This window comes from Microcystis sp. MC19 (assembly GCF_003019735.1).
Taxonomy (GTDB): domain Bacteria; phylum Cyanobacteriota; class Cyanobacteriia; order Cyanobacteriales; family Microcystaceae; genus Microcystis.
Window position 1 is genome coordinate 2,563,964 of the sequence record NZ_CP020664.1, and the last position, 15,735, is coordinate 2,579,698.

The window sequence follows — 15,735 nt, forward strand, 5'->3', positions numbered from 1 at the left end:
CTTAGCAATTGTTCACAGTTTGGAGAGTTTTATATGTTAATCAGAGTTTTAGATTCGGATTGAGTCTCAGGGTTTCGACTTATCCAAAACTCAGATTTATTTAGTTTTAAGCTGTGAAGATTGGGGAGCGTTTTCTCCTTAGATTAAAACACGACCGTTTTATTGTACTCCCTTCGATTGATTCAAGAGATTTTGGTAACATTCGGTCGGGGTACAGTAAGATAAATATTTAAAGGGAGTCTGATTAATTATTTCTGCAAATCTTTCGTTATCAACCGCATTGTACTGATCTAATTTAGCGATTAAATTCTTCATGTTATTCATGGAGCTTACCAGACTCCTATTCTCGGATTTGAGATAATGAATTTCAGGGGAATCGCCCTCATGCCGATCAATGGTGGTAAGTACCTAAGCAAAATTAATTACACATATCTAACCACCTCTTGCCTCTTGTCTCTTGCCTCTTGCCTATCTTCACTAGGAAATTAATTTTGCACGACTACTTAATTTGAGCGATAATTCCCTTAATTCCCTGCTTGTACGAAGAAATTAAGGTGTATAAACTCTTTTCCTGAGTAATGAGAAAAATACCTCTCTTCCTGAGATCGAGGACATCAATTCGCCAAGCATTATTATCGGCGATAAAATCTTCTCTTGACTGCACTTCTCGTTGAAGTCTTTCGGCCGCTTTGCTTGATAAAATCAGATTCATCTCTAAAAATAAAGTTAATTATTTAATATTATAAACCAACTAGATTTTTGGTTCTTCGTTACTTGGTATGGTTTGATCGGGTGGCATAAATCGACTACATCCTTATTAGATGAGCTTACCCTGAGAATCTGGCAAAGAAGGTTAGAAACTCAGTACATCAAAGCTTTTAGCTTAACTAATTAGGTTTTAGATTCGACCCTTGTTATCAGGGAGCAATGTTACGCGAAAAAACCGAGTTAAATCCCAAAATTAGGCGTTAAAATTGTCGAATCGAATTTTAAACAAAAACACGATGCTGCAGAGAAGGCATTTGTCGTCGCACCTGTTGCAGACGTTGGGGATTAATTTCGGCAATTGCCACCCCCGCTTCTTCCCCTGCGTCGGCTAAAACCACACCCCAAGGATCGATAATCATAGCGTGACCGTGGGTGTAACGGCGTGCGTAATTATTGCCCGTTTGAGCAGGAGCTATTATATAACAAGTATTCTCGATCGCTCGCGCTTGTAACAAAACTTTCCAATGATCTTTCCCTGTAAAAGCTGTAAACGCCGCAGGTACAAATAAAACATCGGCTCCTTGCCGCGATAAATAGCGATAGAGTTCAGGAAAACGCACATCATAGCAAATCGAGAGGCCAATTTTGCCCAAGCTATCGGAGCCATAAATCGGCGGTAAATCGATTCCTGCCATGACTGTACTCGATTCCTGATAGGTGTTACCATCCGGGACATTGACATCAAAGAGATGGACTTTTTGATAACGGGCTAATTCCGCACCGTTGCCATCGACTAAAATAGCCGTATTATAAGCCTTATCGGGAATACCCGTCACCGGCACGGGAAAACCACCCCCTAAAATGGTCACTTGAAACCGTTGGGCCATAGTGCGGAGGAATTTATCGGCTTTGAGAGCAATAGTCTCGGACTGGGCGATTTTATCGCTTTCTGCCCCCATAAAGGCGAAATTTTCTGGTAAACCGATTAATTCCGCCCCTTTACCCACGGCAAGTTCGATCAACTCTTCAGCGGCAGCGAGATTTTTCTCTAAATCCGGCTGACTGGTCATTTGAATGGCGGCGGCGAGATAGGATTTCATGGGGGTTGAAGCTCTAGAGTCGGATAATCTCTGTAAAATTAATCATAACCTTCGATTATATCCAATTTCAGATATTTTGTCACCCCATGAGTAAAATTGTTTTCTGTGACTTTGATGGCACTATCACCGCCGTGGAAACTTTTGCGGGTATGCTCAAAGAATTCGCCCCCGATTTATCGGCCCAAATTATGCCCCAAATGTACGCTCGCACTCTCAGTCTGCGCCGGGGTGTCCGTCAACTACTAGAGTCGATACCGAGCCAAAAATACGCCGATATTCTCGCCTATGCCGAAAGCAAGCCAATTCGCCCCGGATTAGCCGAATTTCTCGCTTTTTTACAGGAGCAATCCATCCCTTTTATTATTGTCTCCGGTGGTATCCAAGGCATGATTGAAACGGTCTTAAAACGGGAGGGACTATTAGATAAGGTGACGGCAATTTATGGGGTCAATCTTCATACTCAAGGGGAATATTTGCAAGTTCATTCCGATTGGGAAAATGAGACGGAATTAGTGGCTAAAGCCTTGATTATGGCCAAATATTCAGAAGTAGAAACTATTGCGATCGGTGATTCCGTTACCGATATTACCATGGCTAGAAAGGCCGATCTAGTTTTTGCTAGGGATCGTTTAATCGATTATCTGCAAGCGGAAAATCAACCCTATATTCCTTGGGATAACTTTTTTGAGATTCGCGAATATCTGTTATTGAGAGATTAGGGATTGGCTGTTAATTAGGTAGGGGTTAAAAATTGTCAGATACCCTCCTTGGATTAAGGGGGGATCAAAGAGGGCGAATGCAATTCGCCCCTACAATAATATTATTGCGCCAATGGTAGGAGCGCACTGTGGTCAGTGAGTTTATCGAACTGCGTGCGCTCTGTAATATAGATATTTCGACCAAATTGAGATGCACCCAAGATTTTTTTACTACCCTACTCTTAAGGGTAACAATAATTATAAATTTTTGTAAATTTGTGTTGGTTTACACTTGACAAAATCGGGGGGGGGTAAAATCCCGTTGTTGCTCTGTCTTGTCATTGAGGAACTAGCTTAAAATTTAGTGATTGGCAATTTTGAAAAAATCAATTTTTCTCCCTTGCCAATGTCGCTTAATTTGAGATTTTCTCCTTTAAAGGGCAGTCAGAACATTTGTTTGTTTATTTGTTTTGAGGAAAATTTCCGAACATGAAAACTTCGACTGTGCTTAAAAAGTTATCGATAGTTAGTGCTGGAGCAACATCTATTGCTCTTGCAACCATGGGAACAGCGTCAGCATCTATAATTTTTGATGGGGGTGGTCCAGATCAAAAGGATGGAAGTGAAATGACGAAATGGGTACAGACACAGGATTTTATTCTTAGTCAGGATATTGGGACAAGGCTAACAGATGTTCATTTCTGGACGCTTGAGGCTCCAGGTGCATGGGATGGAACCCTCGACTACTTTGTATTCGCAAATGCAGGCGGTCAGCCGGCCAGTACCCCCTTTGCTCAAGGCGCAGGGGCTAACGTGGTGAAGACGGCAACTGGCAACCAACCTTTTGGTTTCAACGAATATGCTTATTCGTTCGATCTTCAGACTCCTCTCGATTTATCGGCAAATACAACATACTGGCTAGGTTTACACCTTTCCAGCAACTTTGACCAGGACGACATTTATTGGGGTACAACAACTCCAGGTGTTGGTTCAAAAGGTCAAGAATCCGAAGGCGGGACTTTCAACAACTGGTCTAATAATGGACAACACCATGCTTTTTACCTAACAGGTCAAAAAGTCCCCGAACCTGCTTCAGTCTTAGGTTTACTTGCCATCGGTGCTTTGGGTGCGGGTGCAGCCTGGAAGCGCAAATTAAAATAAAAAACTGGCAAATCTAGCTTTAAATTGCCAGTGATCGCGCTCTATTGATAGAGGGCGATCGCTTTTTTTGGGTTATAATAGTAGAAGTGTGAATGACTAAAGTAAAATTGAAAGTCTATCTTGATACGAGTGTTCTCAACCGAATCTTTGACGATCAGACTCAAGCCAGAATCTATTTGGAGTCAATCTCGATGCAATTAATTTTCCTGCTGGTGGAGAATGAAGCAATAGAAATTGTCTCTTCTGATGTGCTAGTATATGAAACCCAGCGAAATCCTTACAGCGACCGCCGCACTTTTGTCGAGCTAGTCCTGCAACAAGCTAGGCACTTTCAACTGATTACGGAAGAGGTCTTAGCAAGATCGCAGCAAATCGAAACCTCTGCTAAAATTAAAGGAGTAGATGCTTTGCATATTGCTTGTGCCGAAGCTATAGAAGCAGACTACTTCATTACCTGCGACGATCGAATGATTAAAAAATACAGTGGCACTCTTGCTGTTAAAACTCCTGTGGAGTTTGTCGCCATTATTTTCAACGCTTGAATTGAGAAAAATTACTATGAAAATTCAAACAGATTTGACGATTCCTGAGATTGATGAAATTAGAAAAGAGGGAGTTAAAGCTCTTGTAGAGAGATTGGGAATTGCTAAAGCGGCCTTCTTTCTAAGAGAAACAGCATCCCAACCTCTAAATTATTTAGAAATTAAAGATCAGTTATTTGGCGAAATGACAGCGAAGGATATTTACGATCAAATTAAAGGCGGCTATCACTGAAATGATTGAGGAAATTCGTCAAAAAGTTAGACAAAACCAATTTGAATTTTCTCAACACGCTGTCAATCAAAGTATCCTGCGTCAGATCAGTGTTCAAGAATTACGGGAGGCGATGGAACAAAGCGAAATTATTGAAGATTATCCGGCTGATAAGTATGGCGCAAGCTGTTTACTTTTGGGATTTACTCTAATTAATAGAGCCTTACACATTCATTGTAGCTATCCCTCTCGCCCTTTGCTCAAAATTATTACCCTATATGAACCCGATCCAAATTTATGGATTGATTTTAAATCAAGGAGAACACCAGATGTCAACTAATTCTAGACAAGAAACCTTAATTGAACAAGAAGTTACCTATACCCTTGAAATCAATGGCAATTTTTTCATTATAGAAAATGTCCCCGCTAGAGTCTGTGTAGAAACGGGAGAGCGTTTTTTTGCACCAGAAACTGTCGAACGCTTGCAGGAAATTATCTGGGAAAATAAGCGACCAAAACGGGTAATTGAAACACCAGTATTTGACTTTGCTAGTTAGTTTTTAATAGAAAAATGGCAAATTGAGCAACAATTGAAGTCTTAAATTAGGGGCAATTGCGCTCTATTGATAGAGGGTGATCGCTTTTTTGGGTTAAGTAGTCGTGCAAAATTAATTTCCTAGTGAAGATAGGCAAGAGGCAAGAGGCAAGAGGCAAGAGGCAAGAGGTGTTTAGATATGTGTAATTAATTTTGCTTAGGTACTTATAATAGTTAAAGACACGATAAATTGATTCAAGTCAAGCCCATGCCACTAACTCTTAATTTAACAGCGGAAATCGAACAATATCTCAGCCAAAAAGCGAGGGAGAAAGGTCTTTCTCTAGAAGCTTATGTCCTAAAGTTGCTCAAGGATACTATTTTAGAACAAGAACAACAGACCAAACTGGTTAATTTACTTCAATCTTGGATTGATGAAGAAGATGAACAGGAACAACAAGAAACCGGTGAATATTTAATCGAAGCACTCGATCAAGATCGTTTATCTGAGCGTCCTTTATTTCCGGCTCACTTAAAGGGAGTAACTTGGTGAATAGAGTAGTTTTATTAGATACGGGAATTATCGGTTTAATTACTAATCCTAAGCGAGCGCCTGAAAGTCTAGCTTGTAATTGTTGGCTACAAACGCTAATTAAAGCAGCTATTAGGGTTATTCTTCCAGAAATTGCTGATTATGAGGTGCGTCGAGGGTTGTTACGCACTAACAAGATTAAAGGAATTAAGCGACTGGATGAGTTAGCATGGGTTACGCTACCGCTAACCCATCCTACAAATAATTGTGCGTCCGTACTTATGACAAAATATTGATCGGGAGAAACTTTAACTCTTTTTTTGACTATCTCTGGTAATTAAATAATCATTGTTAAGTAGCTGGTTATAATTAAATTAAAAATGGATTTTAGGTTCGATCCCCCCTCAGTCCTAGGGTTGATTCATAGTAGGGTTGATTCATGAATCAACCCTACCCTTAGTCCCCCCTTGATAAGGGTGGTGTCTGATAATTTTTAACGCCTACCTACTTATCTCCCATTAACCTGAAGAGTATTTATCTAAAATCCTTATTCATCCCCTAAATAAGCTTCAATCACCGCAGGATTCTCCCTGACTGTAGCTGGATCTCCCAAAGCGATTAACTTACCGAAATCTAACACGGCAATGCGATCGCATAATCCCATCACTAAAGGCACATGATGTTCGATTAACAGGACCGTTAAAGCTAAATTATCGCGTATTTGTCGAATTAGCTGACTTAATGACCCCTTTTCGCTGGGATTCATCCCGGCTGCCGGTTCATCGAGCAGTAATAACTGGGGTTGCAAAGCTAAAGCGCGGGCAATTTCCAAGCGTCTTTGATCACCATAGGCTAAATTACGGGCTTTTCGGTTGCTTTGGTCGGTTAATCCGACTAAATCTAATAATTCCCCCGCTCTTTTGTAGGTTTTTTCCTCCTCCCTTCTCGAAACTGGTAAACCCAAAATTCCCGTCCAAAGATTGGAGCTATTGTGAATGTGACCAGCGATCGCTACATTTTCTAAAGCCGATAATTCACCAAATAAGCGCAAATTCTGGAAAGTACGGGCAATTCCTGCCTGAGCGATCTGGTGAGGACGATAATTCGCCAGACTGTCGCCTTGATAAATTAAATCACCACTGGATAGGGGAATTAAACCGGTGATCAGATTAAATAAAGTCGTTTTTCCCGCCCCATTGGGTCCAATTAAGCCAAAAATCTCGTTTTTTTGTACCTGAAAGGAAACCCCATCGACGGCGACTAATCCCCCAAATCGACGGGTGGCTCCCCGCACTTCTAATAAATTTGCTGGCATCCTTGTTAACAGATTAAATTAGTCGATTTTACTCGATCAAGACGGTTGGAAGTAAGCATTGCACTGACCAAAAAAAGATATTTCTCAGGAGATTTACCCTGAAAGAATCAGTTATCAAGATTTATTGGGCAATTATTTTGATCGGGAAACATTTTACACAATCCCCACCAGATAAGCAAAACGGCTCACCACTACTAGCGAATCATACCAAATCCGTTTTTAATAGTGTGATTAACTCCCAAGTTATGAATTGTTTCTCCCCGCTCCGCTCTCCCCACCTCCCCCCGCAACGCGCACGAAGTGGTCTTCCCTCTCCCTAATTCATAATTCATAATTCATAATTCATAATTCCCACTCCCCTATACCTTCTAAACAGGATTTAGTATCACTACCGATAACGAAAAACTGCCATAATTGCAGAAATGTCCTCATCTAGCCAAAAGGCGATCGCTATTGATGAAAAATGACGCTAAAATTATCGATCTCGTTATCCGGCTGTTTTTTCTCGGCCTGTTGTTATTTGCCGGTTTCACCCTGCTGCGTCCCTTCCTAACCATGATCCTCTGGGGAGCAATTCTAGCGATCGCTTGGTATCCGATCTTTCTCTGGTTAAAAAAGTTACTCGCTGGCCGGGCGAAACTAGCCGCAGTTCTCCTCACCCTACTTTGTCTAGGGATTATTATCGGTCCGGTGAGTGGCATTGCAGCGGTTCTGGCGGGTAATCTGCGAACGCTGGCCGAGTATATCGATACTGGTGCGGCGGTGATTCCCCCTCCCCCCGACGATGTGGCCACCTGGCCGCTAATTGGCGAAAGGATTGCTAGTCTCTGGCAGCAGGCATTCGATAACACGGGTCAATTTCTTCAACGCTTCGAGCCACAATTAAAAGAACTGGGGAAAATCTCCCTTTCTCTGGCCACCAGTACCGGTCTGACGGTGCTGAAATTTATCGCCTCGATTCTGATTGCGGCAGCCCTCACCCTCTCGGCTAAAAATCTGACTCGCCCGATGAACCGATTAGCGGAAAAGATCGCCCCAGGTCGAGGAATTGCGCTGGCCGGTCTGACCGCCTCCACCGTCCGCAATGTTAGCCGCGGTATTATTGGTGTTGCTATTATCCAGAGTCTTTTGATCGGCATCGGTTTAGTGACGGTGGGAACGCCTGCGGCCGGTTTATTAACTCTCCTCACCCTAATTTTGGGTATTCTCCAAATTGGCCCCGGTTTGATTGTCTTGGGGGCGCTCATTCACGCTTGGGTAACACTACCCCATTCCATCGCCCTATTATTTACCCTCTGGATGATTCCCGCCACCTTGGTGGATAATTTTCTCAAGCCGATCTTAATGGGGCGCGGTCTGCCCATTCCCATGGTGGTGATTCTGTTAGGGGTGTTCGGGGGAGTGATCGCCTACGGGATTATCGGTTTATTCCTCGGACCGGTTCTGCTCGGTCTCTGCTACGAGTTAGTCAGAGCTTGGATTGCTGAGGATAGCCCCGAATCGTTGGTAAATAGCCATGATCAGCCAATCTAAGGGCGGATATGTCTAATTTTTACCTTAATCTTTCCAGGGAACTTAGGAAACAAAGATTAATTTAGCCACGGTTCGGGTTAAGCAGATTGAGGTAAAAGCCACTACATCTAAAGGGAAGGTTTCTTCTGTTAGTGACAGCAAGCAATCAAACCGCAGTTATTTCCAGCCAAGGACAACGAATGGATTAGTCGAGGGAATCAACAATAAACTTAAACTAATAAAACGAAGAGGCTATGGCTTTAGAAACTTTCGGAATTTTTGGGTTAGAAGTAGGTTGTCTTGGCATCTTGTATGTTAATTTAGCATAATCAGTAACAAAGAGCAGGCTTGTCTTTTGCCTAACCATAAACAGGAAGAATTGAACACCCTCAAGTGATTGACCGATTGATTTTGGGAAAATAGGGTGTGCCTGGTGATGAAGACAACAGAAGTAATTTCTTATTAGAAGTCAGTTCTCATTCATTTAGTACATATATGCCATCTCTAGAAGACTCTTTGAATTTCGAGCAATCCTTCCCAATCACCTTTGATGTAACAGGTTCCGGCGATTTAAGTGTATCGAGCGCAACTCCTCCCCCTCTCTTAGGAGTCTTGAACTCTAACCCCTCCCCATCTACATCATCCTCTGAGGCTCCTACGGTTCCCCCAAGTGTTTCAGTCTCCCCTGCTGCTAAGAGTTCCCCATTGTTTCCCGCTTCTCTTAGTATTAACTCTTCTGGTTATTCCACCAGTCCAGCGGTGGGTCTTACTTCTCTACCCACCGCTGCCCCCGTCAGCACCAGTCCAGCGGTGGGTCTTACTTCTCTACCCACCGCTGCCCCCGTCAGCACCAGTCCAGCGGTGGGTCTTACTTCTCTACCCACCGCTGCCCCCGTCACCTCAGAGCTAAAACCTGCAGCAACTAGCACTATTGCCCCCCATGCTCCCAATCAACTCATTGTCAAGTTTAAACAAGGGATCGCCACCGCCCAAGCTGCTCAGTTTCACTCCCTCTTTGGTGCTGTTAAAACCCAGAAGATTAAACTAACGGGGGCAGAGATTTGGAAATTATCCGGGTCGCTCTCTGTGGAGAAGATTCTGGCACAACATGGCTCCAATCCGATTTTTGAATACATTGAACCCGACTATATTGTGACAAAAGGCACAATTAGTCCCCAGGCGACATTCCCCAATGACCCCAGTTTTAATCAACTTTGGGGATTGCATAACACTGGACAAAGTGGCGGTACTGCCGATGCCGATATTGATGCCCCTGAAGCTTGGGATATTCAAACCGGCGATCCTAATCTAGTGATTGGGGTTATCGATACGGGGGTTGACTACAATCACCAAGACCTAGTTGGCAATATCTGGACAAACCCAGGGGAAATTGCGGGAGACGGCATTGACAACGATGGCAATGGCTACATTGATGACATTCGCGGTTGGGACTTTGCCTATAACGACAATGACCCCAGTGATGTTCATGGTCACGGAACCCATGTTTCGGGAACCATTGCTGGCAAAGGTAACAATGGGGTCGGTGTGACGGGGGTGGCCTGGAATGCCAAAATCATGCCGCTGAAGTTCCTTGATGATACGGGGTCAGGCTCTACCTCCAATGCCATTAAGGCAATTAACTATGCGACGGACAAAGGAGTTAAGCTCACCAATAACTCTTGGGGAGGTGGCGGTTATAGTCAAGCGCTCTACGATGCGATTAATGCGGCGGGTCAGGCGGGGGCTTTATTTATTGCGTCGGCTGGTAATAGTGCACAAAACACTGACACAAGCCCCTCCTATCCTGCCAGCTACAACTTAGATAATATTATTTCCGTTGCTTCCACCACCCGCACCGATTCCCTCTCGTCGTTTTCCAACTATGGTTTAACCAGCGTAGATTTAGGCGCACCTGGTTCAGCGATTTACAGTACCACTCCCAACAATACCTATGCCACCTATTCAGGGACATCCATGGCCAGTCCCCATGTAACTGGGGCGGCGGCTTTGTTGTGGTCACAAAATCCTACCTGGACAGCCCAACAGGTGAAAAACACCTTAATGAACACGGGGGATTCTATTGCCGCTCTAGCCGGTAAAACGGTTTCTGGTAAGCGGCTCAATGTGTTTAACGCTTTGGCGGCGGCTAACTTACCTTCTGTAACCGTCAGCGTCAGTCCGGCCAGTGTGCAGGAAGACGGTACGACTAACTTAGTTTATACCTTTACTCGCACTAACTTAAACCTGAGTTCTCCCCTGACCGTTAACTTCGGGGCGAGTGGCATAGCCAACGCCGTCCCGGTGGGAAGCGACCCAGCCGATTACAACGTATTAACAGGTAGTGGTGTCACCTTCGACCCGACGACAAAATTGGGAACCGTCACTTTTGCCGCCGGTGCGACAACGGCAACGGTCGAGGTTGCTCCGATTGCTGACACCATTGCCGAAATCGCTGACGAAACAGTGGCTCTCGCGGTTAATAGTGGAACTGGTTATATTGGCGGTTCACCCGGAACAGCCACAGGAACGATTGTTTCTGAAGAAACCCTACCGATTTTTAGTAACCCTAACCCGATTACTATTCCTGATGGTGGTACGAGTAGCCCCTATCCTTCCACTATTAATGTTTCAGGCTTAAGCGGTAATATTAATAGCCTGAAAGTAACGCTGACAAACCTGAGCCATACTTGGCCCGATGATATTGATGTATTACTGGTCGGTCCGACGGGAGCCAAAGCCTTATTAATGTCTGATGTGGGTGGCTCAGATGGTGTTAGTAATGTCACTCTCACCTTTGAGCCGACGGCAACCTCCTTCTTGCCTGATTCAGGGCTAATTACCAGTGGCAGTTATAAGGCCACAGACTTTGAAACCACTGATATCTTTAACTCGCCCGCTCCCGCTGGCCCCTACGGTACGGATTTCTCGGTCTTTAACAACACCAACCCCAATGGAACCTGGAGCCTCTACGTTGTGGATGATGAGTCTCCAGATGGGGGAACTATTGCTGGTGGTTGGTCACTGCTCATTGACACGGCAGCAGCGACGAAATCAATCTCGATCGCCAAAACCACCGATGGTAAAGAAGCCGGTTCAGCGAGCAATGTCTTTACCCTCACCCGCACCGGCGACCTCTCCAGTGCCTTAACGGTTAACTACACCTTGGCTGGTACTGCTACCCTCGGCAGCGACTACAATGACCCCGATTTAGGTCAAGCCACCTTCGCGGCATTTTCCTCCACAGCTACCATCACTCTGCCCACCATAGATGATAGTGTGGTAGATGCCAGTGAAACCATCATCACCACAATTACCGCCCCCGCCGGCTACACTATCAGTGGACCGGACACGGCCACGGCCACCATTGTTGACAACGACTTTAACACCTACTTCTGGGATGATTTTGCCAATAACAGCAAGGGTTGGACTCTGGGGACAGAATGGCAAATCGGTGCTGCCACAACTTCTACAGGTCAAAATTATGGCAACCCTGATCCCGGAACGGACAATACTCCCACAACCGATAATGGTGTAGCTGGGGTTGTTATTGGGGGAAATGCCTCTACAGCCTTGCACGGCTTCTATTATTTAACCAGTCCGATCATCAACACCAGCACGGCCAATCAGTTGTTCTTTGAATATGCCCGTTGGCTCAACAGTGACTACACTCCCTATATGCAGAACACAGTTGAGATCTTCAACGGTTCTAGCTGGGTCAATCTCTGGAGTTCAGGAGGTTCTCCAGGAGTGCAAGATAACGCTTGGACACCTCAACAATTTGATATTAGCGCCCACAAGAGTGCCTCAACTCAAATTCGTTTCGGGTTCAATGTTGGTAGCACTGGTGTCTGGACAGTAAGTTCGTGGAACCTTGATGATGTCAAAATCTATGGTGATGGGAGCGGGGCGACAATCTCGATCGCCAAAACCACCGATGGTAACGAAGCTGGTTCAACGAGCAGTGTCTTTACCCTGACTCGTACCGGCGACCTCTCCAGTGCCTTAACGGTTAACTACACCTTGGCTGGTACTGCTACCCTCGGCAGCGACTACAATGACCCCGATTTAGGTCAAGCCACCTTCGCGGCATTTTCCTCCACAGCTACCATCACTCTGCCCACCATAGATGATAGTGTGGTAGATGCCAGTGAAACCATCATCACCACAATTACCGCCCCCGCCGGCTACACTATCAGTGGACCGGACACGGCCACGGCCACCATTGTTGACAACGACCTTGGCACCCTCACTCTGGTGAAAACCACCGATGGTAACGAAGCCGGTTCAGCGAGCAATGTCTTTACCCTCACCCGCACCGGCGACCTCTCCAGTGCCTTAACGGTTAACTACACCTTGGCTGGTACTGCTACCCTCGGCAGCGACTACAATGACCCCGGTTTAGGTCAAGCCACCTTTGCGGCATTTTCCTCCACAGCTACCATCACTCTGCCCACCATAGATGATAGTGTGGTAGATGCCAGTGAAACCATCATCACCACAATTACCGCCCCCGCCGGCTACACTATCAGTGGACCGGACACGGCCACGGCCACCATTGTTGACAACGACTTTAACACCTACTTCTGGGATGATTTTGCCAATAACAGCAAGGGTTGGACTCTGGGGACAGAATGGCAAATCGGTGCTGCCACAACTTCTACAGGTCAAAATTATGGCAACCCTGATCCCGGAACGGACAATACTCCCACAGCCGATAATGGTGTAGCTGGGGTTGTTATTGGGGGAAATGCCTCTACAGCCTTGCACGGCTTCTATTATTTAACCAGTCCGATCATCAACACCAGCACGGCCAATCAGTTGTTCTTTGAATATGCCCGTTGGCTCAACAGTGACTACACTCCCTATATGCAGAACACAGTTGAGATCTTCAACGGTTCTAGCTGGGTCAATCTCTGGAGTTCAGGAGGTTCTCCAGGAGTGCAAGATAACGCTTGGACACCTCAACAATTTGATATTAGCGCCCACAAGAGTGCCTCAACTCAAATTCGTTTCGGGTTCAATGTTGGTAGCACTGGTGTCTGGACAGTAAGTTCGTGGAACCTTGATGATGTCAAAATCTATGGTGATGGGAGCGGGGCGACAATCTCGATCGCCAAAACCACCGATGGTAAAGAAGCCGGTTCAGCGAGCAATGTCTTTACCCTCACCCGCACCGGCGACCTCTCCAGTGCCTTAACGGTTAACTACACCTTGGCTGGTACTGCTACCCTCGGCAGCGACTACAATGACCCCGGTTTAGGTCAAGCCACCTTCGCGGCATTTTCCTCCACAGCTACCATCACTCTGCCCACCATAGATGATAGTGTGGTAGATGCCAGTGAAACCATCATCACCACAATTACCGCCCCCGCCGGCTACACTATCAGTGGACCGGACACGGCCACGGCCACCATTGTTGACAACGACCTTGGCACCCTCACTCTGGTGAAAACCACCGATGGTAACGAAGCTGGTTCAACGAGCAGTGTCTTTACCCTGACTCGTACCGGCGACCTCTCCAGTGCCTTAACGGTTAACTACACCTTGGCTGGTACTGCTACCCTCGGCAGCGACTACAATGACCCCGGTTTAGGTCAAGCCACCTTTGCGGCATTTTCCTCCACAGCTACCATCACTCTGCCCACCATAGATGACCTCTTGAGTGATCCAGGTGAAACCATCATCACCACAATTACCGCCCCCGCCGGCTACACTATCAGTGGACCGGACACGGCCACCATTCTTGACAATGATGGTGACGCAGCCAATAACAACTTGGTCGGGACAAGCTTTGCCGATGCCCTGGCGGGAGTGGGAGGTAATGACACCCTTGATGGTGGTGAGGGCAACGACACCCTCGATGGTGGTGATGGCAACGACACCCTCGATGGCGGTGTTGGTGTTGACTCGATGGATGGTGGTGATGGCAACGACACCTACTTCGTGGACAACAGTGATGACATCGTTAAGGAGGTCTTCGATGATGAGCTAGGGGGGACGGCCGATACGGTATTTGCCTCAGTCACCTATTCCCTAGCACCGGGGACACCTGATAACCAAGGATATGGGATTGAGAATCTGACCCTGACGGGAAGTGCCGATATCAACGCTACTGGCAATGACAAAAACAACGTCCTCACGGGCAACAGTGGCAACAATGTCCTCGATGGCGGTGTTGGTGTTGACTCGATCGATGGTGGTAATGGCAACGACACGCTGTTTGGCGGCCTTGGCAACGACACCCTCGATGGTGGGGCTGATAACGACACTTACCTCTTCGACACGGCTCTGGTCTTGAGTAGCGATCGCCTAATTGATGCCTCTGGAATCGATACCCTCAACTTTGCGGCGACTACAACTAAAACCATCAACCTCAATCTTGGCAGTACCGCCGCCCAAACCGTCACCGCCGGAAATCTCACTCTCACCCTAGCTAGTGCCACTGCCTTTGAAAATGTCATTGGTGGTAGCCTCAACGACACCATTGTGGGCAATAGTCTGGCCAATTCCCTCGCCGGTGAGGCTGGTAATGATAGCCTGACAGGCGGCCTTGGCAACGACACGCTGTTTGGCGGCCTTGGCAATGATACTCTCAATGGTGGGGCTGATAACGACACTTACCTCTTCGACACGGCTCTGGTCTTGGGTGGCGATCGCCTGATAGATGCCTCTGGAATCGATACCCTCAACTTTGCGGCGACTACAACTAAAACCATCAACCTCAATCTTGGCAGTACCGCCGCCCAAACCGTCACCGCCGGAAATCTCACTCTCACCCTAGCTAGTGCCACTGCCTTTGAAAATGTCATTGGTGGTAGCCTCAACGACACCATTGTGGGCAATAGTCTGGCCAATTCCCTCGCCGGTGAGGCTGGTAATGATAGCCTGACAGGCGGCCTTGGCAAAGATATTCTGACGGGAAGCGATGGATTGGATACTTTGAATTACAATTCTCTCGGTGAGTCGCTGCTGAGTGGCTTTGATGTTATTCAAGGCTACAATGGCACAGGTGCCAGTCTTGATAGCATTAATGCCCCTGGGTCTATTGCGGCCATCACTTTGACCGCATCGAAAGGGACAGCTAGTTCTTTAACCGCAGCGGCGATTCAGTTGGTCTTGACTAATGCGGCCTTTGCTGCTAACACGGCGGCGGCTTTTAAAGTGACAGGTCAAAGTGGTACTTTTATCGCTCTCAATAATGGAGTGGCCGGTTTCCAAGCCGCTAGTGATGCAATCATTCAACTGAGTGATTACGACATTGCTGTCGCCACACCAGTGGTAGTGATCTAGATTGAGAGATCATTTAAGTTTGCAGGCAGTAGGAGACTCTTCTCCTACTGTTGGGGGTCTTTCAAATGTTCATAGGGTTTTTATCTGGATTATCTCAGCTTTCAAGCTACCAGCATCCGATCGCTCGGCTT

The 15,735-nt window shown here is 46.3% G+C and carries 14 protein-coding genes and 1 pseudogene; 11 read left to right on the forward strand and 4 right to left on the reverse strand.

Annotated features, from left to right (window positions below):
• Nucleotides 1-159: 159 nt before the first annotated feature.
• The 3 genes from B5D77_RS12980 to B5D77_RS12990 form a co-directional block, all read right to left on the reverse strand.
• On the reverse strand, nucleotides 160-396 hold the full coding sequence (locus B5D77_RS12980; protein WP_371515167.1) for a hypothetical protein: 237 nt from the start codon (nucleotides 394-396) through the stop codon (nucleotides 160-162).
• 103 nt (nucleotides 397-499) lie between these two features.
• Nucleotides 500-712 carry a hypothetical protein gene (locus B5D77_RS12985; RefSeq protein WP_254052962.1) on the reverse strand — a complete coding sequence of 71 codons (213 nt, stop codon included), beginning with the start codon at nucleotides 710-712 and terminating at the stop codon, nucleotides 500-502.
• Between the two features lie 277 nt (nucleotides 713-989).
• Nucleotides 990-1,808: a carbon-nitrogen hydrolase family protein gene (locus B5D77_RS12990; protein WP_106908968.1), complete on the reverse strand. Its 819-nt coding sequence runs from the start codon at nucleotides 1,806-1,808 to the stop codon at nucleotides 990-992.
• 86 nt (nucleotides 1,809-1,894) lie between these two features.
• Between B5D77_RS12990 and B5D77_RS12995 the strand changes: the two genes are divergently transcribed.
• The 8 genes from B5D77_RS12995 (at nucleotide 1,895) to B5D77_RS13030 (ending at nucleotide 5,783) form a co-directional block, all read left to right on the forward strand.
• On the forward strand, nucleotides 1,895-2,527 hold the full coding sequence (locus tag B5D77_RS12995; RefSeq protein WP_106908969.1) for an HAD-IB family phosphatase: 633 nt from the start codon (nucleotides 1,895-1,897) through the stop codon (nucleotides 2,525-2,527).
• 468 nt (nucleotides 2,528-2,995) lie between these two features.
• Complete coding sequence (locus B5D77_RS13000) at nucleotides 2,996-3,667, forward strand: choice-of-anchor R domain-containing protein (protein ID WP_106908970.1); 672 nt, start codon at nucleotides 2,996-2,998, stop codon at nucleotides 3,665-3,667.
• A gap of 92 nt (nucleotides 3,668-3,759) precedes the next feature.
• Nucleotides 3,760-4,209, forward strand: coding sequence for a PIN domain-containing protein (locus tag B5D77_RS13005; RefSeq protein WP_106908971.1), 450 nt, complete (start codon nucleotides 3,760-3,762; stop codon nucleotides 4,207-4,209).
• A gap of 16 nt (nucleotides 4,210-4,225) precedes the next feature.
• The gene (locus B5D77_RS13010) at nucleotides 4,226-4,441 is read left to right on the forward strand and encodes a hypothetical protein (protein WP_106908972.1); all 216 of its coding nucleotides are present in this window, start codon (nucleotides 4,226-4,228) and stop codon (nucleotides 4,439-4,441) included.
• A gap of 1 nt (nucleotide 4,442) precedes the next feature.
• The gene (locus tag B5D77_RS13015) at nucleotides 4,443-4,760 is read left to right on the forward strand and encodes a DUF4258 domain-containing protein (protein WP_002779213.1); all 318 of its coding nucleotides are present in this window, start codon (nucleotides 4,443-4,445) and stop codon (nucleotides 4,758-4,760) included.
• Nucleotides 4,699-4,977 (forward strand): YgiT-type zinc finger protein, encoded by a 279-nt coding sequence (locus B5D77_RS13020; protein WP_002755282.1) that lies wholly within the window; start codon nucleotides 4,699-4,701, stop codon nucleotides 4,975-4,977. Before B5D77_RS13015 ends, B5D77_RS13020 begins: the two co-directional genes overlap by 62 nt.
• A gap of 246 nt (nucleotides 4,978-5,223) precedes the next feature.
• The gene (locus B5D77_RS13025; RefSeq protein ID WP_106908973.1) at nucleotides 5,224-5,508 is read left to right on the forward strand and encodes a hypothetical protein; all 285 of its coding nucleotides are present in this window, start codon (nucleotides 5,224-5,226) and stop codon (nucleotides 5,506-5,508) included.
• Nucleotides 5,505-5,783: a hypothetical protein gene (locus tag B5D77_RS13030; RefSeq protein WP_008195800.1), complete on the forward strand. Its 279-nt coding sequence runs from the start codon at nucleotides 5,505-5,507 to the stop codon at nucleotides 5,781-5,783. The genes B5D77_RS13025 and B5D77_RS13030 overlap by 4 nt, the downstream gene beginning before the upstream one ends.
• Before the next feature lie 251 nt (nucleotides 5,784-6,034).
• Here the strand turns inward: B5D77_RS13030 and B5D77_RS13035 are convergent, their stop codons facing one another.
• Entirely contained in the window at nucleotides 6,035-6,802 is a 768-nt protein-coding gene (locus B5D77_RS13035; RefSeq protein ID WP_106908974.1) for an ABC transporter ATP-binding protein, read from the reverse strand.
• A gap of 456 nt (nucleotides 6,803-7,258) precedes the next feature.
• Between B5D77_RS13035 and B5D77_RS13045 the strand changes: the two genes are divergently transcribed.
• The 3 genes and pseudogenes from B5D77_RS13045 to B5D77_RS13055 all read left to right on the forward strand — a co-directional run bounded on the left by B5D77_RS13045 (nucleotide 7,259) and on the right by B5D77_RS13055 (nucleotide 15,604).
• The gene (locus B5D77_RS13045; RefSeq protein ID WP_106908975.1) at nucleotides 7,259-8,335 is read left to right on the forward strand and encodes an AI-2E family transporter; all 1,077 of its coding nucleotides are present in this window, start codon (nucleotides 7,259-7,261) and stop codon (nucleotides 8,333-8,335) included.
• Nucleotides 8,336-8,489: 154 nt separating this feature from the next.
• Nucleotides 8,490-8,633 (forward strand): annotated as a pseudogene (locus B5D77_RS13050) (transposase); the annotation flags it as partial.
• A gap of 176 nt (nucleotides 8,634-8,809) precedes the next feature.
• Nucleotides 8,810-15,604: a S8 family serine peptidase gene (locus tag B5D77_RS13055; RefSeq protein ID WP_106910001.1), complete on the forward strand. Its 6,795-nt coding sequence runs from the start codon at nucleotides 8,810-8,812 to the stop codon at nucleotides 15,602-15,604.
• Nucleotides 15,605-15,735 lie beyond the last annotated feature (131 nt).